The 26,263-nt window shown below is 62.4% G+C and carries 20 protein-coding genes; 11 read left to right on the top strand and 9 right to left on the bottom strand.

Annotated features, from left to right (window positions below):
* Nucleotides 1-23 precede the first annotated feature (23 nt).
* The 7 genes from OJ996_RS02740 to OJ996_RS02770 all read left to right on the top strand — a co-directional run bounded on the left by OJ996_RS02740 (nucleotide 24) and on the right by OJ996_RS02770 (nucleotide 9,114).
* Nucleotides 24-2,114 carry a DUF5722 domain-containing protein gene (locus OJ996_RS02740; RefSeq protein ID WP_264510892.1) on the top strand — a complete coding sequence of 697 codons (2,091 nt, stop codon included), beginning with the start codon at nucleotides 24-26 and terminating at the stop codon, nucleotides 2,112-2,114.
* A 124-nt stretch (nucleotides 2,115-2,238) separates the two neighbouring features.
* Nucleotides 2,239-4,113 (top strand): threonine--tRNA ligase, encoded by a 1,875-nt coding sequence (thrS, locus tag OJ996_RS02745; RefSeq protein WP_264510894.1) that lies wholly within the window; start codon nucleotides 2,239-2,241, stop codon nucleotides 4,111-4,113.
* Nucleotides 4,114-4,580: 467 nt separating this feature from the next.
* Complete coding sequence (gene infC / locus OJ996_RS02750; RefSeq protein ID WP_264510895.1) at nucleotides 4,581-5,249, top strand: translation initiation factor IF-3; 669 nt, start codon at nucleotides 4,581-4,583, stop codon at nucleotides 5,247-5,249.
* A complete protein-coding gene (locus OJ996_RS02755; RefSeq protein ID WP_264510897.1) occupies nucleotides 5,246-5,944 on the top strand; it encodes an HAD family hydrolase in 699 nt (232 codons plus the stop codon). The genes infC and OJ996_RS02755 overlap by 4 nt, the downstream gene beginning before the upstream one ends.
* Nucleotides 5,945-6,014: 70 nt before the next feature.
* Nucleotides 6,015-6,860: a hypothetical protein gene (locus OJ996_RS02760; protein ID WP_264510899.1), complete on the top strand. Its 846-nt coding sequence runs from the start codon at nucleotides 6,015-6,017 to the stop codon at nucleotides 6,858-6,860.
* 29 nt (nucleotides 6,861-6,889) lie between these two features.
* Nucleotides 6,890-8,437: a sensor histidine kinase gene (locus OJ996_RS02765; RefSeq protein ID WP_264510901.1), complete on the top strand. Its 1,548-nt coding sequence runs from the start codon at nucleotides 6,890-6,892 to the stop codon at nucleotides 8,435-8,437.
* Nucleotides 8,434-9,114, top strand: a complete 681-nt coding sequence (locus OJ996_RS02770) for a response regulator transcription factor (protein WP_264510903.1) — start codon at nucleotides 8,434-8,436, stop codon at nucleotides 9,112-9,114. The genes OJ996_RS02765 and OJ996_RS02770 overlap by 4 nt, the downstream gene beginning before the upstream one ends.
* Nucleotides 9,115-9,182: 68 nt before the next feature.
* Here OJ996_RS02770 and OJ996_RS02775 read toward each other — a convergent pair whose 3' ends face one another.
* Entirely contained in the window at nucleotides 9,183-11,402 is a 2,220-nt protein-coding gene (locus OJ996_RS02775; protein WP_264510904.1) for a hypothetical protein, read from the bottom strand.
* 129 nt (nucleotides 11,403-11,531) lie between these two features.
* Nucleotides 11,532-12,224, bottom strand: a complete 693-nt coding sequence (locus OJ996_RS02780; RefSeq protein WP_264510906.1) for a carboxylesterase family protein — start codon at nucleotides 12,222-12,224, stop codon at nucleotides 11,532-11,534.
* Nucleotides 12,225-12,330: 106 nt separating this feature from the next.
* Here OJ996_RS02780 and OJ996_RS02785 point away from each other — a divergent pair, with 106 nt between their 5' ends.
* Nucleotides 12,331-13,251, top strand: coding sequence for a Gfo/Idh/MocA family protein (locus OJ996_RS02785; protein ID WP_264510908.1), 921 nt, complete (start codon nucleotides 12,331-12,333; stop codon nucleotides 13,249-13,251).
* 73 nt (nucleotides 13,252-13,324) lie between these two features.
* Here the strand turns inward: OJ996_RS02785 and OJ996_RS02790 are convergent, their stop codons facing one another.
* From OJ996_RS02790 to OJ996_RS02810, 5 genes are all read right to left on the bottom strand, one after another.
* Nucleotides 13,325-14,221 (bottom strand): DUF7452 domain-containing protein, encoded by an 897-nt coding sequence (locus tag OJ996_RS02790; protein ID WP_264510910.1) that lies wholly within the window; start codon nucleotides 14,219-14,221, stop codon nucleotides 13,325-13,327.
* Between the two features lie 156 nt (nucleotides 14,222-14,377).
* Nucleotides 14,378-15,058, bottom strand: a complete 681-nt coding sequence (locus OJ996_RS02795) for a hypothetical protein (protein ID WP_264510912.1) — start codon at nucleotides 15,056-15,058, stop codon at nucleotides 14,378-14,380.
* Nucleotides 15,058-16,155 (bottom strand): type IV pilus twitching motility protein PilT, encoded by a 1,098-nt coding sequence (locus OJ996_RS02800; protein ID WP_264510914.1) that lies wholly within the window; start codon nucleotides 16,153-16,155, stop codon nucleotides 15,058-15,060. The genes OJ996_RS02795 and OJ996_RS02800 overlap by 1 nt, the downstream gene beginning before the upstream one ends.
* Before the next feature lie 20 nt (nucleotides 16,156-16,175).
* A complete protein-coding gene (locus OJ996_RS02805; RefSeq protein WP_264510916.1) occupies nucleotides 16,176-17,237 on the bottom strand; it encodes a type IV pilus twitching motility protein PilT in 1,062 nt (353 codons plus the stop codon).
* Between the two features lie 108 nt (nucleotides 17,238-17,345).
* Nucleotides 17,346-17,975 (bottom strand): LolA family protein, encoded by a 630-nt coding sequence (locus OJ996_RS02810; RefSeq protein WP_264510918.1) that lies wholly within the window; start codon nucleotides 17,973-17,975, stop codon nucleotides 17,346-17,348.
* A 71-nt stretch (nucleotides 17,976-18,046) separates the two neighbouring features.
* On the opposite strand from OJ996_RS02810, the gene OJ996_RS02815 reads away from it, so the two are divergent.
* Genes OJ996_RS02815 through OJ996_RS02825 form a run of 3 tightly spaced genes read left to right on the top strand, consistent with a single transcriptional unit; the run spans nucleotide 18,047 to nucleotide 21,117 of the window.
* Entirely contained in the window at nucleotides 18,047-20,482 is a 2,436-nt protein-coding gene (locus OJ996_RS02815; protein ID WP_264510920.1) for an MMPL family transporter, read from the top strand.
* Nucleotides 20,483-20,492: 10 nt separating this feature from the next.
* The gene (locus tag OJ996_RS02820; RefSeq protein ID WP_264510922.1) at nucleotides 20,493-20,765 is read left to right on the top strand and encodes a DUF433 domain-containing protein; all 273 of its coding nucleotides are present in this window, start codon (nucleotides 20,493-20,495) and stop codon (nucleotides 20,763-20,765) included.
* Nucleotides 20,758-21,117, top strand: a complete 360-nt coding sequence (locus OJ996_RS02825) for a DUF5615 family PIN-like protein (RefSeq protein ID WP_264510924.1) — start codon at nucleotides 20,758-20,760, stop codon at nucleotides 21,115-21,117. The genes OJ996_RS02820 and OJ996_RS02825 overlap by 8 nt, the downstream gene beginning before the upstream one ends.
* On the opposite strand, the gene OJ996_RS02830 is transcribed toward OJ996_RS02825, so the two are convergent.
* The gene (locus OJ996_RS02830) at nucleotides 21,112-22,662 is read right to left on the bottom strand and encodes an NAD(P)/FAD-dependent oxidoreductase (RefSeq protein WP_264510926.1); all 1,551 of its coding nucleotides are present in this window, start codon (nucleotides 22,660-22,662) and stop codon (nucleotides 21,112-21,114) included. The two genes, OJ996_RS02825 and OJ996_RS02830, sit on opposite strands and share 6 nt — an antisense overlap.
* Before the next feature lie 90 nt (nucleotides 22,663-22,752).
* A complete protein-coding gene (locus OJ996_RS02835) occupies nucleotides 22,753-25,947 on the bottom strand; it encodes an efflux RND transporter permease subunit (RefSeq protein ID WP_264510927.1) in 3,195 nt (1,064 codons plus the stop codon).
* Nucleotides 25,948-26,263 lie beyond the last annotated feature (316 nt).

Consider the following 26,263-nt stretch of genomic DNA (forward strand, 5'->3'; position numbering starts at 1 on the left):
AGGGTGCGTATGGGTGGACCGCAATGGTCCGCTCTTTCACCGCCCTCTTTCTTTCGTTTTTTTCCTGCCTGCTCACGGCAGGGGAACTGCGGCTGATTCCTGATCCGCAGGGCACGAATGACCTTCAGCTCAGCGATCTGGGGAACGGAGAGTGGGAAGTGCGGACCACGGGCGCCGATCCCTACCTGCTTCTCAAGACAGATGGCGCCGCATTGGATCTTCGGGCCACGCCGATGCTTTCGCTGGAATACTTCAGTACCACCGGGGTAGGGCGGACCTTGGTATTCCTGGGGCCTGCGATCGATGTGCCACACATGATCACGGTGGACATGGGGCGCCGCGAGGGATGGGGCGAGTTCGCGGTGGATTTGAGAGAAACACTGGAGAGGCCGCAGGGACCGGTGACTTCGATGCGTCTGACACTCGGCCAAGGGCCCGGGGTGGTGGCGCGCTTGAGGAATTTCCGGGCGCGAGAAGCGATAGGGCAGGAGCTTCGTTTGGCGGCCTCTCGCACGGCGCGGCTTGAGGCGGATGCGGCCCATGCGGAGCGTTTGCGGGCTTATTTTTCCAAGGAGTTCCCCGCCCGGATCACGAAGGTAAGTGCTAGTGCCGGAACGATCACGGTGGAAGGGAAGCTGGGGCATGCGGGCCGCGATTGTCAGCTCGCCGAGGTGCCGATGTGGGAGGATGTGACCGCCCTCAAGATCCCCGCGAGCCTGCATGGACTTGATCCGGATGATGCGGGGAATTTCAAAGTGAGCATCTCGCGGGCGGCGGTTGAGGATCGCGAGCCGTTGCTTTCGGGATGGGCCGTGGTGCGGATGAGTGATGGCGTGCCGGAACTGCTCTCGGCGATGCGCTATGTGGAGGACCAGATCCCCCGTGCGGATCTGCCGGCGGCGAAGCCTCGCTCGAAGAAAGGCATCGGCGGTTGCCCCTTCGACCATCCGGACATGCAGGAACTGGGGATCGCGTCCGTCACGCTGAACATTATCTTGAACGAGCTTCTGCATGCCGAGGCCGGCCCGGGGCGCACGCCCCATGTTTTTGCCGGGAGGACCTGGCATACGGAGGACGCGGCGGTGGCACGCTACGACCGGGATATGAAGATCGCGGCGGAGAACGGGTGGATGGTTTCCGCGATCGTGCTGCTGCCACCGGTCCGCAACGCGCCGGAGAACGCTTGGATTCGCGAGGCGGCCCATCCCGAAGCCGATCCGGGCGCGGGCTTCGTACTGCCGGACTTCACCAGCAAGACCGGGGTGAATGCCTACGCGGCGGCGATGAACTTCGTGACCCAGCGCTATAGCCGACCGGACGGACAGTATGGCCGGGTGCACCACTGGATCATGCACAACGAGATCAACAGCGGCTTCTTCTGGGCTAGCGCCGGGCAAAAGACCGATCTCACTTACATGGATCTTTATCAGAAGTCCATGCGCGTGGCCTGTCTGCTGGCGCGACAGTATGATCCGAATGCAAAGCCGCTGATATCGCTGGAGCACTGCTGGGGCCGTCGCGCTGATGTTCGGGGCTATGCGGGGCGGGATCTCATGGAGCACATGGTATCCTTTGGTCATAGGGAAGGGGATTTCCCGTGGGCGATCGCACACCATCCCTACCCACAGGATATCTTCAATCCGCGGACCTGGGAGGATTCGCAGGCGACCTTCGATTTCGCGACGCCCTATCTGACCTACCGGAACATCGAGGTGCTCGACGCTTGGGCGCGGCAGGAGCGGGTGCGCTACCGGGGCCAGCCGCGGGAGATCCAGCTCACCGAGCAGGGGCTCAACTCACCGGACTACTCCGAGAAATCGCTGCGGGACCAAGCGGCGGGTATGGCCTACGCGTGGGAGAAGATCGCGCCCTTGGACACCGTCACCGCCTTTCAATATCATCTCTGGGCGGACGATCGCGGCGAAGGCGGCCTGAGGCTGGGGCTACGGAAATTCGGCGACGATCCCCAGGATTCGCACGGCATCAAGCCGATCTGGCATCTGTACAAGGCCTTGGGGACCGAGGGGGGCGCGGCGGCCTCGCAGCCCTACCTGGAGGTGGTGGGCGCTAAGGCTTGGGATGAGGTGCGATTCCACGGGGAGGTGAAGAAATAGTCACGCGCGACCCTGCGGATCACTTTTCCCCGTCCTTGCGGCTGCTTCGGGGTGTTGCCCGTCCTTGGAGCTTGGCGCAATCGGGTATTGAAAAACCCGGTTTCCGTTGCAGTCTCTCCGCCCCATGTCCGACCGGAAGACACTCGATGAGCGCCAGCAAATGTCCGATATTGATCGGCTCCGCCACTCCTGCGCCCACGTGATGGCGACCGCGATCCTGCGGATCTGGCCGGACGCGCAGTTCGCCTACGGCCCGCCGATCGAAAACGGATTCTACTACGACTTCGAGATGAAGCACCGGATCACCCCGGATGACTTCGAGAAGATCGAGGCGGAGATGAAGAAGGTCGCGAAGGAGAACCAGAAGTTCGAATATCGCGCGATCTCCCGCGAGGAGGCGAAGGCGATGGCAGAGAGCGGCCGCCTCGGCGGGCTCTCCGAGCGCCCGGACAACCCGAGCCGCTTCAAGCTCGACCTGATCGACAAGATTCCGGAAGGCGAGGAGATCTCCTGCTTCCAGAACGGCGAGTTCATCGACCTCTGCGCCGGCCCGCACGTGGGCTACACCTCGAAGTGCAAGAATGTGAAGCTAATGTCCGTGTCCTCGTCCTTCTATCTGGGGGATGAGTCGAAGGGCCAGCTCCAGCGTCTCTACGGCACGGCCTTTGAATCGAAGGAGCTGCTTGAAGAGCACCTTGTGCGTTTGGAGGAAGCGAAGAAGCGCGACCATCGCCGTCTCGGCAAGGAGCTGCACCTTTTCCATATCGACGAAGCGGTGGGGCAGGGGCTCATCCTCTGGAAACCGAAAGGCGGGATGATCCGCCGCGCGCTGCAGGACTTCATCACCCAGGAGCTCGACAAGCAGGGCTACTCGCAGGTCTTCACGCCGCATATCGGCAAGCTGGACCTCTACCGCACCTCCGGCCACTTCCCCTACTATCAGGAGAGCCAGTATCCGCCGATCGCCGAGCGCGACGTGCTGGAGAAGCTCGCCGACGAGGATGCGAGCTGCGCGACCCTTATCAACGGTCTGTCCGACGGCACCTACGAGGGCTACATGCTCAAGCCGATGAACTGCCCGCACCACATCAAGATCTTCGCCAGCGAGCACCGCTCGTACCGCGATCTGCCGGTGCGCTTGGCCGAGTTCGGAACAGTGTATCGCTGGGAGCAATCCGGTGAACTCGGCGGCATGACGCGCGTCCGCGGCTTCACTCAGGACGATGCCCACCTTTTCTGCACGCCGGAGCAGGTGGCACAGGAGCTCATCGGCTGCCTGAGCTTGGTGAAGACGGTGCTGACCACGCTCGGCATGCACGACTATCGCGTGCGCGTCGGACTGCGCGATCCGGATAATAGCAAGTTCACGGGTGATCCCGCGAAGTGGGACCTCGCCGAGGCTGCCTGCCGTGCCGCCGCCGCCACGCTGGGAGCCCCCTTCACGGAGGAGCCGGGCGAAGCCGCTTTCTACGGCCCGAAGATCGACTTCGTGGTGAAGGATGTGATCGGCCGCGATTGGCAGCTCGGCACCGTGCAGGTCGACTACGTCCTGCCGGAGCGCTTCAACCTGAGCTATATCGGTGCTGATAACACCACGCACCGCCCGGTGATGATCCACCGCGCGCCCTTCGGTTCGCTGGAGCGTTTCACGGGGCTGCTCATCGAGCACTTCGAAGGCAAGTTCCCGACTTGGCTTTCGCCGGAGCAGGTTCGTGTGCTGCCTATCTCCGACAAGTTCCTCGACGCCGCGGAAGACGTCGCCACGAAGCTGGCGGAAGCCGGAGTGCGGGTGACGGTCGATCGCTCCTCCGACAAGGTTGGTGCGAAGATCCGCAACACCCGGCTTGAGCGCGTGCCGTATATGCTCGTCCTCGGCGCGAAGGAAGTGGAGGAGGGGACGGTCTCCATCCGCCACCGCGACCGGGAGGATCTCGGGGCCAAGCCGATTGACGAGTTCGTCACGGAGATCAAGGCGGAGATCAAGGAGCGGCGGCTTTAAGGGGACGGGGAGAATGGTGGCCCGCACAGGTCGCTGTGCGGGCGACGCCAGTCCATCCATCCACAGCATGATTATTTCGACCGCGCGGGGAACCGTGCGGTCGTCCTTTCTTCGATCGGTTTCCCGCCCGAAAATCCCGCTTGCCCGGGCGCTCGGGTGTGGGTATATACTCGGCTCAGTCGCCCGCGAAGCTGGATACAGCCACCGCGTCTCATGCGACTTTCCGGCCTAAGTGCCACGTAATGATTTTGTTGGAACGATACTCGAAGAATCTGCGAATCGGCCGCTTTGGCCGCTCACTCGCTTGCGGTCCCGTATGATCCCGGATCCGGACCGACGTTCCACGTACCCCTTCGCAGGCGAAGGCACGGATTTATCGTGCCCGCCTGTGTCGCATCGAACCCACGGAGGACAAAGCCATCGCTAAGCCATCAAAGAATAACTTCAGGGGTCGTCAGCAGCGCGATATGACGCGCGTGAACGACCGGATTCGTGCGCCCAAGGTGCGCGTCGTGCTGTTCAACGGCGACCAGCTCGGAGTGATGAGCTCCCGCGAGGCGCTGGACAAGGCGAAGATGATCGGGCTCGACTTGGTCGAAATCGCCCCGAACGCCGATCCGCCGGTCTGCCGCATCGTGGACTACGGCAAGTACAAGTACGAGCAGTCCAAGCTGAAGAAGGTGAAGTCGAAGAACTCGACCCGCATGAAGGAAGTGAAATTCCGGGTGGGTACGGGAACGCACGACTATAACATCAAGATGGGCCGTGCCGAGGGCTTCCTCGATACGGGCCACAAGGTGCGCATGGTCCTTCAGTTCCGCGGCCGTGAAAACGCGCACAAGGAACTCGGCTTCGTGATGATGAAGCGCATCATCGAGGATTTGAAGCAGATCGCTCACGTCGACCAAGAGCCCCGGCTCAACGGTCGTGCGGTCGGCATGACCCTTTCGCCGCTCCCGCAGCATCAGCGCAAGCGGAAGTTCCACCTCTTCCACGGCGAACTGATGGAAGAAGACGACTTCGAGGACGACGAGGAAGGCGAAGGCTTCGACGAGGACATCACCAATGACGACGCCGCCGAGGTGAAGTCCGAGGCGGATGCTTCCTCCGAGGAAGCTACGGCCGAGAAGGAGTGATCGACCGCGTGAAGGCGGCGAAGCTTTGGCTATTCGACATCGACGGCACCCTGGTGGATACCGGAGGTGCCGGGATGCGGGCCCTGCAGGAAGCGGCCCAGGAGTGCTACGGCGGTGAAGGTCCTCCCCTGGATCTGGCCGGTAACACCGATCTGGGAGTCCTTGCGGGGATTCTCGCTCACTTTGATCTGCCGCATGGCGCGGACGAAGGGGAGCGATTCTTCGCCGCCTACCTGAAGCGTCTGGAATGGAATCTCGCCCATGGCGGTTATGCCGGGCGAGTGCTGCCCGGCGCGGCAGCTTTGCTAGAGGACCTGGAGCGGCGAGATGGCGTGACCGTCGGGCTGCTGACCGGAAACATCGCGGAGGGAGCGGGGGCGAAGATGCGGCACTACGGGCTGGACCGGCATTTCGGTTTCGGGGCCTACGGCTGCGACCACGCCGACCGCAATTTGTTAGGGCCGGTGGCCTTGGAGCGTGCGGCGCTGCATGCGGGAAGGGACTTCTCCCCTGAGGAGACGCTGGTCATCGGCGACACGCCGAAAGACATCGCCTGCGCGAAGGCCATGGGTGCCCGCTGTCTGGCGGTGGCGACCGGGAAATTCAGTGCGGAACAACTCCGTGCCTGTGGGGCGGAGATGGTGGTGCAGGGGCTGGACGATCCGGCGATTTTGCCTGCATTCGGATTGCAGTGACCTAACAGGTCCTTCTTTTGACATCGATTTGACCCGGAGGGATGGCAATCCCTGCGAGGGTGGCGACGTTATGAAAATCCGAACTGCAATTCTCGTCGCGGGTTTCTTCGCCTGCCCCGCGCTGCATGCCCAAGTGCCCGGAGCAGCCCAGCCTACTCCTCCGGCCGCGACACCGGCGGCTGGTGGCGGAGCCGGCACGGCCCCCGCCGCCGATCCTTTCGTTCGCCAGCCTCCCGATGCCCCTCCCGGAGTTGTCGAAGAGGACTGGTCGCCCCGGCATCTCTCGGTTTGTGTCGAGTCCTTCTCGGTCGATCTCGCGGATGCCGCGGAGCTTCACCGCACGATCTCGAACGATCAGGAGCTTTATAAGGTGATCCTCGAGCGTGTCGGCAAGGGCACCGCTACTCAGGAATCCTTCTCGGTGATCTGTGCCCGCTCCGGAGAAAAGTCGGCGGTGGAAAGTGTCTCGGAGATCTCATACCCGACGAAGTATGACCGGCATGTCGACCCGACCTTCGGCAATACGGTCGCGAAAAATGCCGGAGGCGGCCAGACCAAGGAAGTCGTCGCAGCGGCAGATGTTCTCGGGCCGCTGGTCCCGACCGAGTTCAATACCCGGGGAGCCGGAACGATCGTCGAGATCGAGCCGACCTTGGGACAGAACAACGACATCATCGACCTGCGCATCTCCACCGAGATGAGCGCCCAAGTGGACTTCACCAGATGGGGCAAGGGAGATGGGGAGCTTGAAACCCCTGCTTACGAGAACCAGCGCGTGATGATGGCGCTGACGCTGCGTCCGAAGACCCCGATGCTGATGGGGACACCGAGTCGTCCGCCCAAGTCGAAGATCGATCCGGCAGCGGCGAAAAAGGTCTGGTTCTCTTTCGTCACCGTGAATGTTATCAAGGTGTAATGCGGCCTCTTTGGACCACTCTTGTTCCGATGCTCGGCGTCGCCGCCCTGGTGCTCTGGGGCGGTGAACGCTTGGCGCGTCGCAACGTGGAGGAGCGTGTCCCCGCGGACCGCGGGCGGCTTTTCGATTTCTCCGAGTCGATGCGCGTCGAGCTCGAGCGCTTGGAGTCTCTCTATACCGGACATCTCGGGTCGATTGCGTCCTTCGCGCCCTACGACCGGCAGGACCTGCTGGCGAAACGTTGCGAGAACGTGGTGGGGGTTCGCCGCTGCGAGGTATTCTTGAGCGGGCAGAAGAGATTCGAAGCGGAGGGTATGAAGCCACCGGTGGGGCAGGGATATCTCGTCCCGCAGCTTGTCGTGGAAGGCGAGGGGGGCCGGATGTCCTCGCGCAACACGGTGGTCATCCGGAGGGAGGTCTTCGAATCAAGTCACGAGAGCAGCGGCTGGATTCCCGCGCCTGATAACAGGCACCGCGTTTACTGGAAGTGTGTCTCGCCGGGAGAATTGGTATTCGAAGTGATCGATCAGGCGGAGGTGGACTCCCGTCTGCACGAGCACTTCGAGTTTTGGCGGCGGCTGCCCTTTTCACCGCTGAGCGATGCGGGTGAGATGGTGGCGGTGGAAGGGCCGGGACGCAGGGAGTGGGCGACGACTTTGGCGGGACAGCGCACCGGACCTGCGGCGCTGGTGATTCCGCTACGCTCGGCGCTCGGGGAGTGGCAGATTCTGGCTTGGGACCGCTTAAGCACGCGGGCAAGCTATGATGCTGGCACCTTGGCAGCGGCTTGCGGAATCGCCGGTGTTCTCGTTCTAACAGGAGCCTTGTTGCTGGCGCAGCAACGCAATGCGATCCGCTTGGCCGAGGAACGCGTATCCTTCGTGAACCGGGTGTCCCACGAACTGGGAACACCTCTGACGAACATCCTGCTCAATCTCGATCTCGCGAGCCGGTCGATGGAGCTGTGTCCTGTCGAGTCACGACGCCGGCTCGGACTCGTGCATGAGGAAGTGCAGCGCCTCGGCCGCCTCGTCTCGAACGTCCTGACCTTCTCTCGCGGCGAGCGAAAGACGCTCGAGCTGCGCAACACGCCTGCCATTCCGGACGAGGTGATCGCAGGTGTTCTTGAGCAGTTCCTGCCATCGCTGGACCGCCGCAAGGTGAAGGTGGATTGGCAGCGAGGGGCGGGGATTCATACGCGCTTGGACCCTGACGCCCTGGCCCAGATCACGGGCAATCTCATTTCAAATGTGGAGAAGTATGCCAGCGGTGGCGGCTGGATCGGGCTTGAGACCAAGATGGACAAGGATCGCTTGCGCCTCCGCGTGAGCGATCAAGGTCCGGGCATTCCACCGGCACAACGCGAGCGCATCTTCGAAGCTTTCGAGCGCGTGCATCGAGGTGTGAGCGAAGGCTCCAGCGGCACCGGGTTGGGCTTGGCCATCGCGCGGGATCTGGCCCGCCGCATGGGCGGGGATCTCGTGCTCGTTCCCGTTTCCCGGGGTTCTGCTTTCGAACTCGATCTACCCGCAGCTCCGCATCTCTCCTTGGTATCCTCGAACGAATCCGTCGCATGAAGATCCTGCTCGCTGAAGATGACCCGCTGACTTTGGACGCGCTCACGGCCTGCTTCGAGGAGGAGGGCTTCCACACCTTGGCGGCACCGGATGGGAAGCAAGCGCTGGAGCTATGGCGGGAACATCGTCCGCAACTCCTGTGCCTCGACATCATGATGCCGGAGATCGATGGCTTCGAGGTCTGCCGTCGTGTGCGGGCGAAGGATCCCTTGGTCCCCATTCTCTTTCTCTCTGCGAAGAACGAGGAGATCGATGTGGTGGCTGGGCTGGGATTGGGTGCGGACGACTTCATTCGCAAGCCCTTCACCCGAGCCGAGGTCATGGCCCGCATCCGCGCGGCACTGAGACGATCACAGCCCTCGAATGGCAAAGGGCGCTGTATCCGGATGCGGGACTTGAGCGTGTATCCGGATGCCCTGATGGCGGAGCGGGGAGGTCACGAGATCGAGCTGACGCGGCGGGAGGTCTCAATTCTGGAACTGCTGCATCGCCATGCCGGGCTGCCGGTGAGTCGCGACGCCTTCCTCGATGAATGCTGGGGGATGGATTACTTCCCCGACTCGCGAACGCTCGATCAGCACGTGCTGATGCTTCGCAAGAAGATCGAGGCGGATCCAGCGAAGCCCGCCGTCATCGCCACCGTGCGCGGTACGGGCTACCGCTACTCCGAGGTCTGAAGGCCACGAAAAAGGGGAGAGATCCAAGATCCCTCCCCTTTGAAATCGTTTGCTGCGAGTCAGCCCTCTTAGAGCGCGCCGCGCTCGGCGAGCCTGAGCAGACGCTGGTAACGCTTCTCCAGCAATTTCGCGCGGCCCTCGTCTCCCACCTCGCGGTAGTAGCCGACGATCATCTGATAAATGGTCGACTCGGTATTGGCGCGGAACCAATCCTTGCTGCCGGTTTCGACCACACGCTTGAAGGCGAGTTCGATATCGCGGACAGCTTTGCGAGAAACCTCGGTGTCGCCCTTGGAGAAGTTGTAGTAATCCTCCGCCATCATCTTGAAGCCGGTGATGCTGCCGCCGTATTCACGGAGAGCGGTATCGTAGAGGCGGCCGATGTCGCGGGCGGCGGTGGGTTCGCCACGCTTCTTGATGAGATCTCCCTGACGCTTGAGGTTGGTGGCGATGAGATCCTTTTGCTCGCCGGCATCGCGCTCGACGCGGCGGCGCTCGCGCTTCATGGCACGGGCCACTTCATTGCCGTCAGCATAGGGATAGACGTGCTCGTCCTCCGCGCGTGCGGCGAGTGCGGCCATGCGCGGGTTCTCACGGAACTCGCGGCGCATGTCGGCGGCGAACTCACGCCAGACCGCCACGATCTTCGGATCGGCGAAGGTGGAGTAGTCGTCCTGCTGTTGCTGCTCCTCCATCACCTCATAGAGGCGATTCCAGGTTTCCGGGAAGGAGCGGCCCAATTCGTTGGCGAGCTTTGCGGTGGCGAGGGTATCGTTGATCTTGCCGAGCGCGGCGTAGAGATCGGCCAGCCAGAGGTGGCGGTAGACCGACATCGTGATTACCGGGCTCTGGTGGGCGCGGTCGTTCCAGAGCCAGATTTCCTGTTCGCTGATCGAGCCGCCGAGCTGGGCGTTGCCGCCCTCACCCTTTGACACCCCGCCGATGCGACCCACGTTGGTGTCCCATTCATCGGGCTGGGTCTTCACCGCCGCCCAAGCGTGGCCGCCCAGATCGGTTTCACCCGCGAGGATGAGGGCCGGGATGCCGTGGGCGCGCGCGGTATTCACGCAGAAGTAGGATTGGTCACCACAGATGCCGCCCTCTTTCTTGATCTCGGCGAAGCTGTATTCCTCGTAAGGATTCAGGCCCTTCACCGCGCGCTCCATGAGATACTCGATGAGGCCGTAGTTGTTGCCCCAGTTTTTCCGGCTGCCGGAGAGCTTGTCGATGGCCCACTCGAGTTCCGAGGTGGCGACCGGGGCACAGACCACCCAGGTCAGGTCGCGGGCGCTGCTGCGGTGGACGGGCGCGGTCAGCTTCCCCTTCTCATCCTTCTCGATGTACCAGAGGTAGCGGCTGAGCGGATTGACGGTGGATTCCCCCCCGAGCGGTTCGGCGATGGCAACGTCACGATCGAAGACAACGGCGCAGGCCACGGCCAGGTTGAAGAATTTCGGGAACTTGTCGGAGTTCGCGGTCCATGCGTCCTTCAGGAAGACGAGCACCTTCGCGGAGTCGTCCTCGGGACGGATGGTGAGGAGCAATTCCTCCATCGCGGAGGGGTTCTCCATCAACCACTTGAACATCTCCCGGGCATAGGAATCGTGCGAGATCGCTGCGATGTCCGCCTGCGAGAAGCGGTCGAGCATCTGCCAGCGGAGGAAGGCCTTGTAGAAGGGGGCTTCCGCCCACAGCGGATCGAAGCGATTGCGACCTTCCGTGCCGGCCAGCTCCGGCATGGCGGCCGAGAGCGAGCGCTCAAGCAGCCCGCGGTAAGCGTCGTAAGCATTCGACATCATCGTCATGCTCAGCATCTCCGCGTCGCGCTTGAGCGCGGTGTCGCGACCAGCATCGATCCCTGTGAGGAGAAGCGGTTCGGCCTCCTTGAGCGCGGCGATCGCGGGATTCTCCGGATCCGGGCCCTTGGTGGTGCCGGTCATCTGCCCCGGTTCAGCGGCTGCTTCCGCGGCCGCCTGCGTTTTGGCAGCCTCCGCTTGCTTGGCCGTGGCGGCCTCGAAATCGAAAATCTTTTTGGCCTCGGCCTCCGGGCGATCGGCGGGCACGGTGACGGCCTCCATCTGGCCGGTCTCCGCATTCCGCACCATGATCACACGGGTCTTCTTGCTCTCCATCTTCCACCAGACGCCGCCCGCGACCACGGCCATGAAGGCGAAGGCCGCCACGGAACCGGTCGCATTTGCCTGCGCACGGCGGACGAAGCGCGCGGAGGCGCTCAGCGGGCGTGGGCCGGAAGAAACCGGTGCAGGAGTTCTACGTTTTGGCTTCATGATCTGGAGGAGTGCGCAAAGACAGGTTTCGCGCGGAAACCTGCCGAATCCTGTGTCATAACTCCGGAGACGGCAATTCGTTTCTCCCCGGGTGGAAATTCTTCATACAAGCGCCACCCGGCCCCGGATTTATCGGTGCTGAAGCATCATCCATGCAAAAAGCGCGGGATCCTTGTAAGCGGGAATCCAAGACTCGTGGGCCTCCTCCGGATAATAAGTCACCAGCAGCTTCTTGCCACCGGCGTCCAGAATCGCCTTTTCCATTTCTTGGGTCTTCGTCACTGGCACGGCTTGGTCCTTGTCGCCATGGAAGGTCCAGATCGGGATTTTCTTGAGAATCTCCCCCTTGCTGGGATCGCCGCCGCCGCAGATCGGTACCCCGCTGGCGTAGAGCTCGGGCTCCTTGGCGAGGCAGGCCCAGGTGCCGAAGCCGCCCATGCTGATGCCGGTGAGGTGGATGCGCTTGGTATCGACCTTCAGGGTTTTGGCGAGGTGCTTGGTCAAGGCGATGATCTCGTCCGGATTCCACCAGCGGCCCTGCGGGCACTGGGGCGCGGCGAGGATGAAGGGGAACCCATGGCCGTTCATCGCGACCATCGGCGGGCCGTGCTTCTTGATCTGATCGAGATTGTCGCCGCGCTCTCCAGCCCCATGGAGGAAGATGACGAGCGGCAGGCTGCCCTTTGCTGCCGCCTCATAACCTTCCGGGAGGTATTGGAGATAGGAGAGTTTTTCACCCTTGTTCCATTCCAGCGATTCGCGGGACTCGGTGGGGGCGGCGAGGGCGGTGAAGGGAATGAGGAGCAGGGCGAGAAGTCGCATCCGCCTACTCCACGCGGCGGCGGAGAAAAGCCAAGCGGGAACTTGGGCACGCGCGATGCCCCGTGAAGAACTTGCCCGAGAGGCTCCGGGGCTCTAGCTAGCGGGCATGGAGACGATTCGAGCAGGGGTGGCGGGAGCAGGGTCGATGGGGCGCAACCATGCCCGCGTTTACAGCCTGATCCCCGGGGCGCAGCTGTGCGGGGTCTACGACGCGGATTTCGAGCGGGCCAAGGCGGTGGCGGAGGAGTTCGGCACCGTGCCGGTGGCCTCACTGGAGGAGCTGGCGTCGCTGGCGGAGGCGATCAGCGTAGCGGTGCCCACCGTGGCTCATCGCGAGGTTGGCTGCCGGCTGATGGAGCTGGGCTCGGACGTCCTGATGGAGAAGCCGATCGCGCCCTCCGTGGAGGATGCCCGGATCCTGGTGGAGACGGCAAAGCGCGAGGGCAAGATCCTGCAGGTGGGTCATATCGAACGCTTCAATCCGGTGCTGCGGCAGCTTGAGCAGCGCCTGACTCATCCGAAGTTCATAGAGGCGCACCGCCTTTCGCCCTTCCCGAACCGCAGCATCGACATCGGCGTGGTGCTGGACCTGATGATCCACGATCTGGAGATCATCCTGCACTTGGTACGTTCGCCGGTGGAAAGCATCGATGCGGTCGGGGTGCCGGTGCTCATGCCTTCCGAGGATATCGCGAACGCCCGGTTGCGCTTCCGGAATGGCTGCGTGGCGAATGTGACGGCCAGCCGCATCAGTCCGGAGAAGATGCGCAAGATCCGCGTCTTCCAATCGGACTGCTATCTCTCCCTCGATTACCAAGAGCAGGCTGGCCAGATCCATTGGCGCGAGGGGATGTCGATCCAGCGCGGTGAGGTGGAGGTGGAGAAGGACGAGCCCCTGAAGCTCGAGTTGGCCGCCTTCATTGCCAGCGTGGCTCACGGTCACGATCCGGCGGTCACGGGCCAGCAAGGAACGGCGGCACTGGAGTTGGCCTTGGAGATCACCCGGATCATCCACTCCCAAGCTTAAGCCGGCCGGCAAAGAAAAGGGCGAGCGGGATACCGCTCGCCCTTGGAATTGATATTTGCTATCAGTCCTGACTTCAGGGAGTCAGAGGATAGGAGCTTACCACGAAAGCGCGGTTTGCGGGCATGGCCGAGGTATCTTGCGTGAAGATCCGCCAAGTGCCACCCGAATACCAGACTCCGAGAGGGGTATCTTGATAAGTGCTGCTTCCGAAGCCGTACACGTGGGTGACGAAAACAACTGCGTTGGGTTTATCGTTCGTCACGGAGTTGTTGATGATCCCTTGGTTGGCCGAGGTGTTTCCGGCGGTCGTGGTGAAGACGAAAGAATTAGCCACCCCTCCGATCTTCGTTTTTGAAACGTCGGCAATATTAAAACCCACCACCGGCAGGTCGCCGCCATCTTCAGTGTAGACGCTCCATTTGTTGTAATACAGCGGATAGGTGGAGCCGGTGCCGGTGTAATAGGTTCCGATGTTCCTCGGGAGAAGATTGCCCGGGAAATTGAGAACCGGATTTACGATATGCGTGGCAAGCAGCAGCGCATTCGGCTTGTTGAACTGATAAGTGAAAGTGGTGACATTATCCCAGACGGAATCGACCGTGGTTCCCACCCGCTTGCTGGAGGCGGGGATCAGAACATTGAAGCAAGCTCCCGCGGGGATCGCGGCAACGTCTTCGTTCCTGATCTGCCATCGGCCGTTGGCGGGATCGTATTGGACCCCGACGGGGTGGTTGTTATAAACAACACCCGGGCCCAAGCGCTGGGTAAGGATAAGGTTGAGCTTCGGCTTCCCGTTTAGCAGGGGGTGGTCCAGCGTCATCGTGCTTCCGGCGGTATTCACCACGCTGGAAGTAAATTGAAGGGCCTTGGGAGAAGCGGCCTGTGCCGGGGAGCCAAGTGCCAGCAGGGTGATCGCGAGGCTTGCGATTCCGCCGCGGAGAGCGGCTTGGATGAGCGACTTTGTTTTCATGGGAGTACGTTAGGTTTCAAACGCAATTCCACGGTGTTCTGTTTGTTTAGAACGGTCAATCTCTTAGTTAGGGGGAAGGCCTAGTTCGATAAGTATCGAACCGGGCTTCCCCGAAGATAAGGTGATCCGCGTCTAACAACTGACCGAGCCCTTTCCTCAGGGTTGCGGCTTTTGCTTAACCTTGTCGTAATATTCCGCGATCCGCGCTTCCGCATCGTGCTCGATCACCCGGGCGCTATACAAGTCGGAGGCCAAGCTCTTCGCCGCGGCGATTTCCAGGTCGGAGGGGGGGGCTTCAACCTTCGAGGGGAGGCGCAGCTCGAGGTTGGGAACGATCTTCTCCATTCCGGGGGATAAGGCGGGATCGATGATGTTCGAGACCTTCGGCTGCGGGATCACGTCCGGCACCGTACCCTTGTCCAAATAGTCGCGATATTCCACGCGTGTGAGCAGGCCCATTTGCTCCGCGTGTTGATAGGCGCGGAGCATGGTATCGCGGGCGAGCTTCTCGCGTGTGGGATACTCCTCGAACTCGTCGTTGATCGGCTTCTCGCTCTTCTTGTCGCGGCGGAATACCTTGTCGAAGAAGGCGGAGGGCTCCAGGCCGAGCGACTTGGCGCGGTCGATCACGGTGATCCCGCGCAGGAGCACGGTGTGCGCGTTCTCGGTGGTGGGACAGCGGTAGAATGAAGGGTCGGACACGAGTGTCCGCATCTCCGTGGCGAGCGCTTCCTTCTTGGTGTAGCGCCGGTAGTGTTTCGAGGTAAACGAGAACAGGAAGAGGCCGACCATCGCGAAGAGGGCCAGCTTGAGTGTGGTAACAACGCGGGGATCCATCAGGTCCAGATTGATTTCTGTTTCTTAGGCTCTTCCGCGGGAGGTTCGGGGAAGTTCCGCTTTTCGCGGCAATTGAAGAGAGCTTCTTCGCGGGTGATGTAACCGCTTTCGAGGAGCATCGCGATGGTCTGGTCGATCGTGCGCGAGCCGTCCTTGAAGCCGATTTCCATCAAGCCGACGATCTGTTCCAGCTTGCGCTCGCGGATGCAGGCGCGGATGCCGTGGCTGGCGCGTAGCACTTCGGACGCCAGAATGCGGCCATGACCATCGGCCCGCTGCAGCAGGCGCTGGGAAACAATCGCCTCCAGCACGCCGGAGAGCTGGGTGATGATCTGAGGCTGCTGGTCGGGAGGGAAAACGTCCACCAGACGGTCGATCGACTGCGGCGCATCCACGGTGTGGAGCGTGGCGAGCACGAGGTGACCGGTCTCCGCCGCCGTAAGGGCAATGCGGATGGTCTCAAGATCCCGCATTTCGGACACCACGATCACGTCCGGGTCCTGGCGCAGCGCTTGGCGCAGGGCGGTCGGGAAGGCCTTGGTATCCGCTCCCACCTCGCGCTGCTTGATCAGGCAGCTCGAGTGGCTGAAGACGAATTCGATCGGGTCTTCGATCGTCACGATCACCCCGGAGCGGTTCTCCGAGATCCGTTTGATCATCGCGGCAAGCGTGGTCGACTTGCCCGAGCCGGTGATGCCGGTTACGAGTACCAAGCCGCGGCGAAGCTGGCAGATATCGTGCACCACGGCGTGGTGGCCCAGCTCGCCCAAATCCGGGACGTGCTGCGGGATGTAGCGGAAGGCGGCCTCATGGCTGCCGCGGGCGATGTGGACATTGCCACGGAAGCGACCGATGCCCTCGACCTGCAGGGCGTAGTCGAGTTCCCAGCTCTGCTCGAGCGAGGCGCGCTGGGCCTCCGAGAGGGTATCGAGAATCAGTCGGCGGGTGGCCTCCGGATCGAGGATGAAGTCCTCCAGTGGAACCAGATTGCCGCCCACGCGGGCAGCCGGCGGCGCCCAAGCGGAGAGGTGGAGGTCCGAGCCCCCCAATTCGACGGTCTGGCGGAGGTAATCGGTGATTTCGCGGATCTGGCTCACGATGGTGGTATAAGGTATAACTATGAAATGCCGCGCATGGCGCGATCAAAATCCTGCGGCCGGTCCGTCGCGGAGCGGGCGATGACTGGATCGATGATGCCTTGGTTGGTGGCGGCGATCAGATAGCGCAGGAAGGAGCAGCCGACGGACTCATCGGCCTTGTTGAGGTAGTCCTTGATCTCGTCGTAACGGCCCTCCTCGATCCACTTGCGGGTTGCACCCACGTTCTCGAAGTACTCGAGCACGGCCACCACGCCGCCATCGATGCGGGGCAGGAGCTGCTGGGCAATGACCCCGACAAGCTGGTGGGAGAGAAGGCTGGCGGCACCCGCGCTGCCGGAATCGCTGAGGATGCGGTTCAGGCGTTCCATGGCGGTCGGCACGCCTGCCACGCCCGAGCCGTGGAGGGTGGAGATCACCAGGTGACCCGTTTCTGCGGCACGCAGGGCGGTGAAGGCGGATTCCGCATCGCGGATTTCGCCGAAGAGGATGATGTCCGGGTTTTGGCGCAGCGCGGCGCGCAGGGCCACGTTGAAGTTCTCGGTATCCCGCCGCACCTCGCGTTGGGAGAAGAGTGCCCGGTCGTTCTCGAAAAGGTATTCGATCGGGTCCTCGATGGTGACGATGTGCCGCGCCTGATTCCGGTTCACCCACTGCAGGCTGGAGGCGATGGTCGTGGACTTGCCCGAGCCGGTGGGACCGCAGACGATGATCAGACCGGACCGCCGCTGCATCCAGGAGGCGAGCATGTTCCCCGGCAGGCCGAGCTCGTCGAACTCCGGGATGACTTTCTTGATCGGGCGGAGCGCCACGGCTAAGCGTCCCAGCGAGCGATAGAGGTTGGTTCGCAGGCGGCCGATTCCCTCCACAGCGATGCTGGAGTCTCCATCGGTGGTGGTCTCCGGATCGTAGCCGCAGGTCCGCCAGATATCGGCGATGTCCTCGCGGTCGATGGGTCCGCCGTGGGCGATGATGATCTCCCCGTCGCTCCGAACCCGCGGGCGCTCGCCCTCGATCATGAAAACGTCGCTGGCTCCGGCGTTGAAAGCATGCTCCAGCAGGGAGCGGATATCGGGATTCACGTGGGGGATGCTAACAGGAAAAGCCCGGTTCCGGGGAAGGGGAAATACCGTCCCCGCCCCCTTTTCACCGGAGCTTCATGGAATCCGCAAAGAAGCCGCGGGGAGTCCTTAAAGCATGCGGTAACCGCTCAAATCCGGGGTGAAAACGGCCGGATCGATCTTCGGATTGATCTTCGCTTTTGAGAACACGGTCCGGATCCGCGACTTGTCCTCCATCTCCAGATCCAGCGCCCGGAGCTCCTGAGACTTCATGTCGATGTCCAGGAACATCCAGCTCACATGCTTGCGCATCTGCTTGTCCTTGGGGCGCACGGTCAGCTGGTAGATGCCCTCGGTGACCCGGGATTCGACTAATTCGAAGGCATCCTGGAAGCCGGCCAGGTCTTGGAAGGCCTGATTCGAGAGCATCGTGAACTGGCGCGCTTCCGAGGAATCGGCGTCGATCCGCTTGCCGCGCTTCTTGGCGACATCGACCAAGGTCATCGTGCTGCCATCGGAGACGGCCATGGTCTTGACCGGTTGGCCGAGCTCCCAGAGCAGCTTGCCGGGGCGCTCCATGCGCAGGCGTCCGGGTGTGGAAATGGGCTTTTTCAGCGAGGGGAGCTTGCGCTCTTGCACGAAGTCCGCCTCCAGGCTCTTCAGATCCTTCTGCCGGGCGATCCATGCCTCCAGCGGCTTGATGTCCAGCTCGGCCCGGGCAATCGAGATCAGGGAAAAGAGGACCAGCAGTGCTCGCATGGGGGAATAGGAAGCGCGGAAGCGGGGCCTTCCAAGCGCCTTTTCACCGAATATTCGGGATCCGGTGCCAGATGCTCGATGTTCGCCTTTCCAATCCCGCCGCCAGTCTCTTCCCTCCGCGCATGCGGAAATGGTGGCTCTACGGAATGCTGCTCGCGGCGGTGGCCGTGGCGGCATGCGGGCTTTCGCGGCTGCGCTTCGATACGGACATCCTTTCCATGCTGCCGGGCGACCTGCCGGAGGTGAAGGGGCTGAAGGCGCAACATCGGGCCTTTGCCCGGGAGGACGAGGCAATCCTGCTGGTGGAGAGCAATCACGGCGGATCGCCTTCCGAGGCCGCACAGTCGCTGTCCAAGGCGCTCGAGGCATCGGGTGCGGTGAAGAAGGCCCGCTGGCAGCCGCGCTGGCAGGAGGATCCGCAGGGGCTGGCGCAGTTGCTGGCCTATCTTTGGCTGAACGGCGACCCCGCGGAGGCGAAGGCCTTGGCGGAGCGGCTCTCCGCGCAGAACTCGCAGGCGCAGATAGAGGAGGTGCTGGAGAGCATCGCGACTTCGATCGAGGGCCAGGATCTGGCAATGCAAGCGCACGATCCCTTCGGCTTCCTTTCGCATCCCGCGGTGGCGCAGGTGTTGGCATCCTCGGGGGAGGGCAGCGCGGCTTTCGCCAGTGCGGATGGCACCGCCCACCTCATCTTCGTGGATGCTCCGCAAGAGGTGCACGGCTACCGCCAGGCGGGGGAATGGGTGAAGAAGATCCGGGCGGAGTCGGCGGTGTGGGAAACAGGGGAGGGGCAGGGTTTCACGGTGCGGATGACGGGCGAGCCGGTCTTCTCCTCGGAGATCGGTATGGCCATGGAGGAGGATCTCAGCGGCTCAATCGGCCTGACCCTGACTTTGATCGGCCTGCTTTTCTGGTGGATGCAGCGGCGCCTGATGCTGCTGGGCGGGCTGATCGTGACGCTTTGCCTGGTGTTCGCGGTCGCGCTCGGTGTGGCGGGCTGGATCTACGGGGAGCTTAGTATCATGGCGCTGAGCTCGGCGGAGATTCTGATTGGCTTGGCGACGGACTACGGGCTGGTGATCTGTCAGGAGGCCAAGGTGGCCGGGCACAACCGGAAGGAACTGCTGCACGCCAGCGGCAAGCCGGTGCTCTGCGGTGCTGCCACCACCGGGGTGGTCTTCTTGGCTTTGAATCTGGGCGGCCTGCCCGGCATGGCCCAGCTCGGCAGCATCGTGGCCTACGGTTTGGTAGCCGCCGGTGTGCTGATGATCGTGTTCTACCTGCCATGGGTGGCCAAGTTCGGGGTGAACCGGGCTCCTGCCGATGACGAGGCGAAGTGGCTGCCCCGGCGCAGGAAGTCGTGGATTTTCACCGGTGCACTGGTGGCGACCGCCGTGGTCGTGCTGATGGCTCTCGGCCTGCCGGGGCTGATTTACGATTCGAACATCATGCGCCCCCGCAATAGCGTGGCGATGCAGTCCTTCGAACGGATGCGGGAGAAGTTCCCGGATCGGGATTCGCGCTTGCTGCGGGTGATCATCGAGGCGGAACGGGACGAGGAGATGCTGGCCCGGATCCACGAAGCGGAGTCGCGCCTCGAGAAGGGCAAGGCGGAGGGTATTCTGTTAGAAGGCGCGATTCCCCTCGGCTGGTGGCCGGATCCGGACTGGCAGCGGGAAAATGCCGGGGCGCTGCAAGCGCTCTCGAAGGACGGCCCGCGTTTGCTGGCGGAGGCGGATGAGGCCGGATTCACCGAAGAGGGCACGGCCTTGGGGCGACAGGTTTTCGAACTGCTCGGCAAGGCCGTGGGGCAGGCCGGTTCTTTCTATCCCGATTCTCCGGCCGCGCGCGAGATCATGCGGCTCTTCATCCAGCGCGATGAGAAGGGTGGGGGATTGGTGCTTGGTTCGGTAATTCCGGCGGATGAAGTGGGGCCGGACACCGAAGGCTACCCACGACTCCGCGCGTTGAATGGCGATGGTATCTGGCTCAGCGGTTGGAGCCTCTTCAAGCCCGCCATCTCGGGCCTGGTGAAGGATGATACCGCCAAGATGCTGCTGCCGATGGGCGTGCTTCTGGTCGGGATGATGGCCTTCATCTTCCGCCGTTTCCGGGACGTCGCCTTCGCCCTGCTCGCCATGGTGGTCAGCACCGTGGTCATGCTCGCGGTGATGCGGGTTCTGGGGCTGAAGTGGAACTTCATCAACCTGATGGCCACGCCGCTCTTGTTAGGGACGGGCATCGACTATGCGATCCATGTCACGCTCTCGCTCAAGCGCACCGGCATGTGCTTTAAAGAGCTCTGGAACGGCACCGGCAAGGCCCTGCTCTTCTGCGGCGCCTCAAACGTCATCGGCTTCGGCTCGCTCTGCTTTTCGTCCAGCGACGCCTTGGTAAGCCTCGGTCAAGTCGCCGTGATCGGCATTCTCCTCAGCATGGCTGTCTCGATCTTCCTGCTGCCGGGCTGGCATGCTCGCGCCGCGAAGGGCGATCTGGGCGAGGGCTGATCGGGCTTGAATGCAGGCTTTTTGGTGTCAAAGTATCGTCGTGAATGAGAGGATCCAGATTGATCCCCGGATTTGTCACGGGAAGCCCGTGATTCGCGGGACTCGCGTGCTCGTCTCGACCTTGCTGGGAGCGTTGAGTGGAGGAGACTCCCAAGAGTTGGTTTTGGAAGACTATCCTTCGATCACCGCAGGAGATCTCGCAGCCGCCCTTGAGTTCGCAGGACGTCTATCCGACTACCAAACCTCGGGATACGATGCCGTGCATGAGGTTTCTCTTGGATGAGAACTTCCCGAAAGCTGCCATTGGGATCTTGGTGGAATTGGGGCACGACGTCGTCGACTTCCGGGGAACTCCGGACGAGGGAATGGAAGATCAGAAAGTATTCGAGAAAGCTCAAAGCTTGGGGGCCATCCTGCTGACTACCGACCGAGATTTCTTCCATACGATCCCCATCCTCTTCCCTCGGCATGCTGGAATTATAGTAGTCGCCCTAAGGCAGCCGAATCGGGCCGGAATCATTTCCCGGCTCAAGGCGATTCTTGAGCGAATACCTGAAGAGGCTTTTCGCGACCGTGCCTTCCAATTGCGAGACACTACTTGGCTTGCGTTTCCCCCGCTCGATCAGAGCTTATGACACCTCCGCCATCCGCGCCTTTGGCGTGCTCATCGCGGGCTGGGGCAGTTCCTCCGCAGGACGAACGAACATGGTCTCCGCCTCCAGCTTCAGCCAGACACGCATGCCGCCGAAGAGATGGCGCACGGCCTTCATGTTCGGCTCGAAGGGCATGCGAACCAAGTGGCGGTGCTTGAGGTTGTTCTTCCCGTAAGTTCCTGCCGTGAGTCTCTTCCGCGCGATGGTCTCCAGGCGGCGGTTGTAGAAGCGCATCAGCTTCGCGAAGATTGCTCCGCCGGGGCCGTTGTAGGGCATGGTGGAATACTCGCGGTGGGTATCCGCATAGACCGCGCGGACAGGGCCGATGAAGTAGGCGGCGATGTCCATGAGGAAGGCCGCGTGCATCAGGTCGGCATCGCCGAGATACTGATACTTGTTCTTGTAGAGGCCGTGGAACCATCGCTGGTAGGACTGCGGGTAGATCACGTTGTGATGGGCCAGTGCCATCTTCACGCATTCGCCGTTCAAGGCCTTCCCAATGATGTTGTGCGCGCAGTAGGTCGCGTGCGCGCAGTAGTCGAGACCCTGCGAATAAAGCGGATCCATGAAGCCCGCGGCATCTCCCGCGAGCACCCAGCCATCGCCGCACACTTCGGTGGAATAGTAGGGCAGGTGCTTGTAGATGCGGGCGTCGTTTTCGATCGCCACGGCATCGGCGAACATCAGCTTGCCGATCGGATGGTTCAGCAGGTGCTGCTTCACCCGCTCGCCAATCGGGCCTTCGGAAGGCGGCGTGAAAATCCGTTCGTCCCAAGTCACCCCGGCGGAGAAATCACCATTGGAAAGGGGGATGATCCACGACCACCAGCCGCGGCCCATCAGGTGATTGGTGGCGCTGGCACGCGCCACGCTGGGGCCGTCTTTCAAGCTCGGTGCCTTCACCCGCGCCTCATGCGAGTCGAGCGTCATCACGTTGCTGTAGCGCACCCACATCGAGTGCACCGGATGATCGTCGAGCTTGCGCCAGGTGCCTTGCTGGCGGGCGACAAGTGCCGCCTTGCCGGAGCAATCCGCCACCCAGCCGGCGGTGATCGTGCGGGTCTCGCCCGCGTGCTTTAGCGTGACCGAATTCTTACCCGCACCCTTCAGCTCGAAGGATTTGATCGAAGCCGGGCGAAGGATCTCGCAGCCCTCCTTGCCCGCCATCTCCAGCATGTGCTCGTCGAGCAAGGAGCGATCGAGCTGGAAGGTGGGAAAACGGGCCTGCGAGTTCGGCCCGATCTCCGAGCAGCAGTTCGGGCAATCGTTGTCCGGCGTGGTAAACCACATCCGCAGCCCGTGCTTCTGGAAATGCTCGCAGGCGAGGTAGTGGGACAGGCCGAGCACCCGAGTGAGGAAACATCCGGCCACCTCCGAGGTCGATTCGCCGACCTTGCGGTCAAAGGCTTCCGATTTCTCCACAATCAGCACCCGCGTCTGCGGTCGTGCCCGCTTCAGCAGCAGCGCCAGCGCCGAGCCGGAGAAAGCGCCGCCGAAGATGACAACGTCATAGTCGGTGGCGGGCATGGAGGAATCTGGGGCGTGACTTACCATCGGGTGGCTCCGAGCTTAGACGGATCGTTGGACTTGGCAAATGGTGAAAAACCTCCCGGCGAGTTATGCCGGATCCTCGGTGGGCTCTTCCACCGTCGGGGCATCCTCGCGGATGAAAGGCTTTTTATACCAATCGATGCCCTTCTTCACCCATGCCACCGCATCCTCCACCGCCAGATAGGCGGAGGGCACCAGCAGCAACGTGATGAAAGTGCCGAAGAGCATGCCGAAGCCGATCGATACCGCCATGGGATTCAGGAACTGCGCTTCCGGCGATTTGTCAAAGATCGTCGGGATCAGGCCCACGAAAGTGGTAGTCGAGGTCAGGAAGATCGGCCGGAAACGGCGGATGCCGGACTGCACTACGGCATCGAAGAGCGGCACTCCCATCCGGCGGCGCTGGTTGATGAAATCCACCATCACCAGCGAGTCGTTGATTGCCACCCCCGCCAGTGCCAGCAGGCCGAAGATTGAAAGGTAGGACGGCACGATGTCCATGATCATGTGCCCGAAGAGCGCCCCGAGCACCGCGTAAGGGATCGCGATCATCACGAAGACCGGCTGCAGGATCGAGCGGAAGGGGATCGCCAGCAGGATGTAGAGCGCGACCAGCAGGGAGACGCCGAGGATCCAGAAGCGCAGGCCCGTCTCCCGATGCTCCTCGATGTAGCCCTTGAATCGCCAGGTCAGCTCCGGGTGACCTTGCAGGAGCGCATTGATGCGAGGCTCGATCGAGTCGGCAATCGAGGTGATCTCCACCGTTTCATCCACCGGCTTTGCGGCGATGGTGCTGACCTGTGCACCATCCCGGCGGCGGATGTCGGACTGCGCCTTCTCGAAGCGGGCATCGGCCACGGAGCGGAAGGGCGCTGCACCTCCATCCGGGGTCAGCACCCGCATCTCCTCCAGTGTGTGCAGCGACCGGCGCTTCTCCAAGGGCAGCCGCACCATCACGCGCACATCATCCCGCCCGCGCTGGATTCGCTGCGCTTCCTCGCCGAAGAACGCGGCACGGACCTGATTGGCCAGATCCCGCTGCGTGATCCCCAGGGCCTCACCCTCGGGACGGATCGTCACGTGCAGCTCCTCTTTGGAGCGCGAGTCATCGGTCCAGGAATCCTGAATGCCGGGGTAAGATTCCAGCAGAGCGGAGATCTGGTCGGTGATCTCTTCTTTTTCCGCCGTCGCGGGTCCGCGGAGCTCTACTTCCAAGGCTTCGAGCTCGTTGTCGCCGCCGCCGAAACCGCCACCCTGGTCGCCGGAGATCCAGAACTGCTGGGCGTCCTTCATGTCACCCACGAGTTCTTGCCAGCGCTTGGCGATCTCCTTGTTGCGTGGCCCGGGGACCGAGCGCTCGCCGGGATCAAGGATCTCGGCGACGACGAATCCTTGGCGCGCATCCACACGGTTGTCGCCCGCCCAGCCGCCGGTGCTGGTCAGGACGTCTTGGATGATTGACTCGCCGGTGCCGGGGTCGATGAACTCTTTCTTCAGCTGCTCGGCCGCAGCCTTGATGTGCAGGATCCTCTCGTCGGTTACCCGCATCGGGGTATCGCGCGGCATGGTCAGTGCCGCGGTGATCCGGTTGCGATCAATCGAGGGCATGTTCACGAAGCCCAAGCGACCGCTTGTCAGGATCGCCACGCTCACCATCGCCACCGCGGCGAAGATCGCCAGGGTGGTGTAGCGGTTCCGCGTGGCCACCAGGATCAAGGGCTTGTAGATGCGGTCGATCAGCATTTCCAAGCCGTTCGATACCGACTGCTGGAAGCGGTCGAAACGCAGAAAGAAGCGCGGCTCCAGCGTGGTGTTCTTCAGGTGGCAGGGCAGGGCCAGCTTCGTTTCGATCAGCGAGAAGGCGATGGTGGCGATCACCACCGGCGGGATCTGCCGGGCGAAGGTGCCGTAAAAGCCATCGAAGAACATCAACGGCAGGAAAGCGACACTGATTGTGATGGCGCCGAAGGTCACCGGGATGGTCACTTCCTTAGCCCCCTCGATGGCCGCTTCCAGACCACTCTTCCCTTCCTTCAGCTTGGTGAAGACGTTTTCGGACGTGACGATCGCATCGTCTACCACGATGCCCACCGCGATAATGAACCCGAAGATGCTCATCGGGTTCAGGGTCATGCCCATCGCAGCCATCACGATGAAGGCCCCCGCGAAGGAGATGGGAATGCCGAGCACCACCCAGATCGCGATCGATGGCCTCAGGAAAAGCCCGAGAATGATCAGCACCAGTACACTGCCTTGTGCGAGGCTCTCGATCAGGCTGCCGATGCGTCCGCGTAGCTCGATCGAGCTGTCATCCCAGATGCCGAGGTGAATGCCCTGCGGGAAAGATGCCTGCGAATCTTCCGCATACTTCTTCACCCGGTCCGCGATCTTCAGCGCGTCCTCGTGCGGCAAGCGTAGCACCTCGATCAGCAGGGCCGGCTTGCCGTTGTAGCGGATCAGCTTGCGGTTCTCTTCGAAGTCGTCGCTGATCTGCGCCAGATCGCGCATCTTTACTTCCGCACCGTTGGCATTGCGCACCACGATGTTCTCGAAGTCATCGCGGGTGTAGGCTTGGTTCTTCGAGCGGATGACCAGCGAGCCTTCATCCGTCTGGACCTGACCCGCGGGCAGGTCGAGCGAACTGCGGCGGATCGCATTCGTCAGGTCGGAGAAGGTCATCCCGAAGTCGCGGAGCCGCTCCGGGTCCGCCTCGATGCCCACTTCAAAGGGCGAGGCCCCCTGGATCGTCGCTTGCGAAATCCCGGGCAGGCCGGTCAGGTCGTCGCGGATGCGGCGCGCGGCGCTGAGTAGATCCTTCTCATCCATCTCGCCGTAGACGGCGATTTTGATCACATCGAACCACTTCGAGCTGTGGGGGATCTCGTAGCGCGGTGGCTCGGTCTCCTGCGGGAAGGTGGTGATGCCATCGATCAGCGGCTTCACATCCTCCAGTAGTTCCTCGGGCTTGGTGCCCTTGGTCGTGCGGAGCACCACGTTGCCGCGGCCCACGTTGGCCCGGGATTCAATTGTCTCGATCCCCGGGAGATTCTCGACCGCCCTCTCGATCGGGATCACCACTGCCTTCTCCACGTCTTCCGGGCTGCCGCCGCGGTAGTTCACGTCGATCCGCACCTGGTCGAAGTGCATGGTCGGCTGCACCTCCGGCTGGACCTTCTCGACATAGCACCAGACCCCGATCGCGATGATGAGGCCCATCATCAGATTCGAGGCGATGGAATTGGTCGCGAACCAGCGGATCATCGGGGCGGGCGTTTTAGGGAGGGAGGACGATGGCGTCGAGCCCTAGGAGGCCGATTCCGGGACGAAATTCCGGATTTGCTCTTCCCTTGGTTAAGGCAGGGACCGTCGCTCCGCGCGGTCCGGCTGAGGGCGTCCTCGATCCTCCCGCCGTTATCGATCTTCAGCACGGCTCCGCCTGAGTCCGAGCAGGTAAGAGCCATATGAGATGCGATGGGATGGGCTCTGTCCCCGCCGGACCGTGGAGTCGACGACAGGTCTGTTTGATCAAGCGATATGTCAGATGGCTTCTTGTGGGCCAGGCGCCCGCGCATCTGTT

The organism is Luteolibacter rhizosphaerae, assembly GCF_025950095.1.
Classification (GTDB): Bacteria; Verrucomicrobiota; Verrucomicrobiia; order Verrucomicrobiales; family Akkermansiaceae; genus Haloferula; species Haloferula rhizosphaerae.

Excerpts from the sequence above, each read along its gene's own strand:
- OJ996_RS02740 (WP_264510892.1), top strand. The coding sequence starts at position 24 with ATGGTCCGCTCTTTCACCGCCCTCTTTCTTTCGTTTTTTTCCTGCCTG.
- OJ996_RS02830 (WP_264510926.1), bottom strand. The coding sequence starts at position 22,662 with ATGCCCGCCACCGACTATGACGTTGTCATCTTCGGCGGCGCTTTCTCC.
- OJ996_RS02795 (WP_264510912.1), bottom strand. The coding sequence starts at position 15,058 with ATGGATCCCCGCGTTGTTACCACACTCAAGCTGGCCCTCTTCGCGATG.
- thrS (WP_264510894.1), top strand. The coding sequence starts at position 2,239 with ATGTCCGACCGGAAGACACTCGATGAGCGCCAGCAAATGTCCGATATT.
- OJ996_RS02780 (WP_264510906.1), bottom strand. The coding sequence starts at position 12,224 with ATGCGACTTCTCGCCCTGCTCCTCATTCCCTTCACCGCCCTCGCCGCC.
- OJ996_RS02790 (WP_264510910.1), bottom strand. The coding sequence starts at position 14,221 with ATGAAAACAAAGTCGCTCATCCAAGCCGCTCTCCGCGGCGGAATCGCA.
- infC (WP_264510895.1), top strand. The coding sequence starts at position 4,581 with ATGACGCGCGTGAACGACCGGATTCGTGCGCCCAAGGTGCGCGTCGTG.
- OJ996_RS02820 (WP_264510922.1), top strand. The coding sequence starts at position 20,493 with ATGCAGGCTTTTTGGTGTCAAAGTATCGTCGTGAATGAGAGGATCCAG.
- OJ996_RS02770 (WP_264510903.1), top strand. The coding sequence starts at position 8,434 with ATGAAGATCCTGCTCGCTGAAGATGACCCGCTGACTTTGGACGCGCTC.
- OJ996_RS02815 (WP_264510920.1), top strand. The coding sequence starts at position 18,047 with ATGCTCGATGTTCGCCTTTCCAATCCCGCCGCCAGTCTCTTCCCTCCG.
- OJ996_RS02835 (WP_264510927.1), bottom strand. The coding sequence starts at position 25,947 with ATGATCCGCTGGTTCGCGACCAATTCCATCGCCTCGAATCTGATGATG.
- OJ996_RS02810 (WP_264510918.1), bottom strand. The coding sequence starts at position 17,975 with ATGCGAGCACTGCTGGTCCTCTTTTCCCTGATCTCGATTGCCCGGGCC.
- OJ996_RS02785 (WP_264510908.1), top strand. The coding sequence starts at position 12,331 with ATGGAGACGATTCGAGCAGGGGTGGCGGGAGCAGGGTCGATGGGGCGC.
- OJ996_RS02775 (WP_264510904.1), bottom strand. The coding sequence starts at position 11,402 with ATGAAGCCAAAACGTAGAACTCCTGCACCGGTTTCTTCCGGCCCACGC.
- OJ996_RS02765 (WP_264510901.1), top strand. The coding sequence starts at position 6,890 with ATGCTCGGCGTCGCCGCCCTGGTGCTCTGGGGCGGTGAACGCTTGGCG.
- OJ996_RS02760 (WP_264510899.1), top strand. The coding sequence starts at position 6,015 with ATGAAAATCCGAACTGCAATTCTCGTCGCGGGTTTCTTCGCCTGCCCC.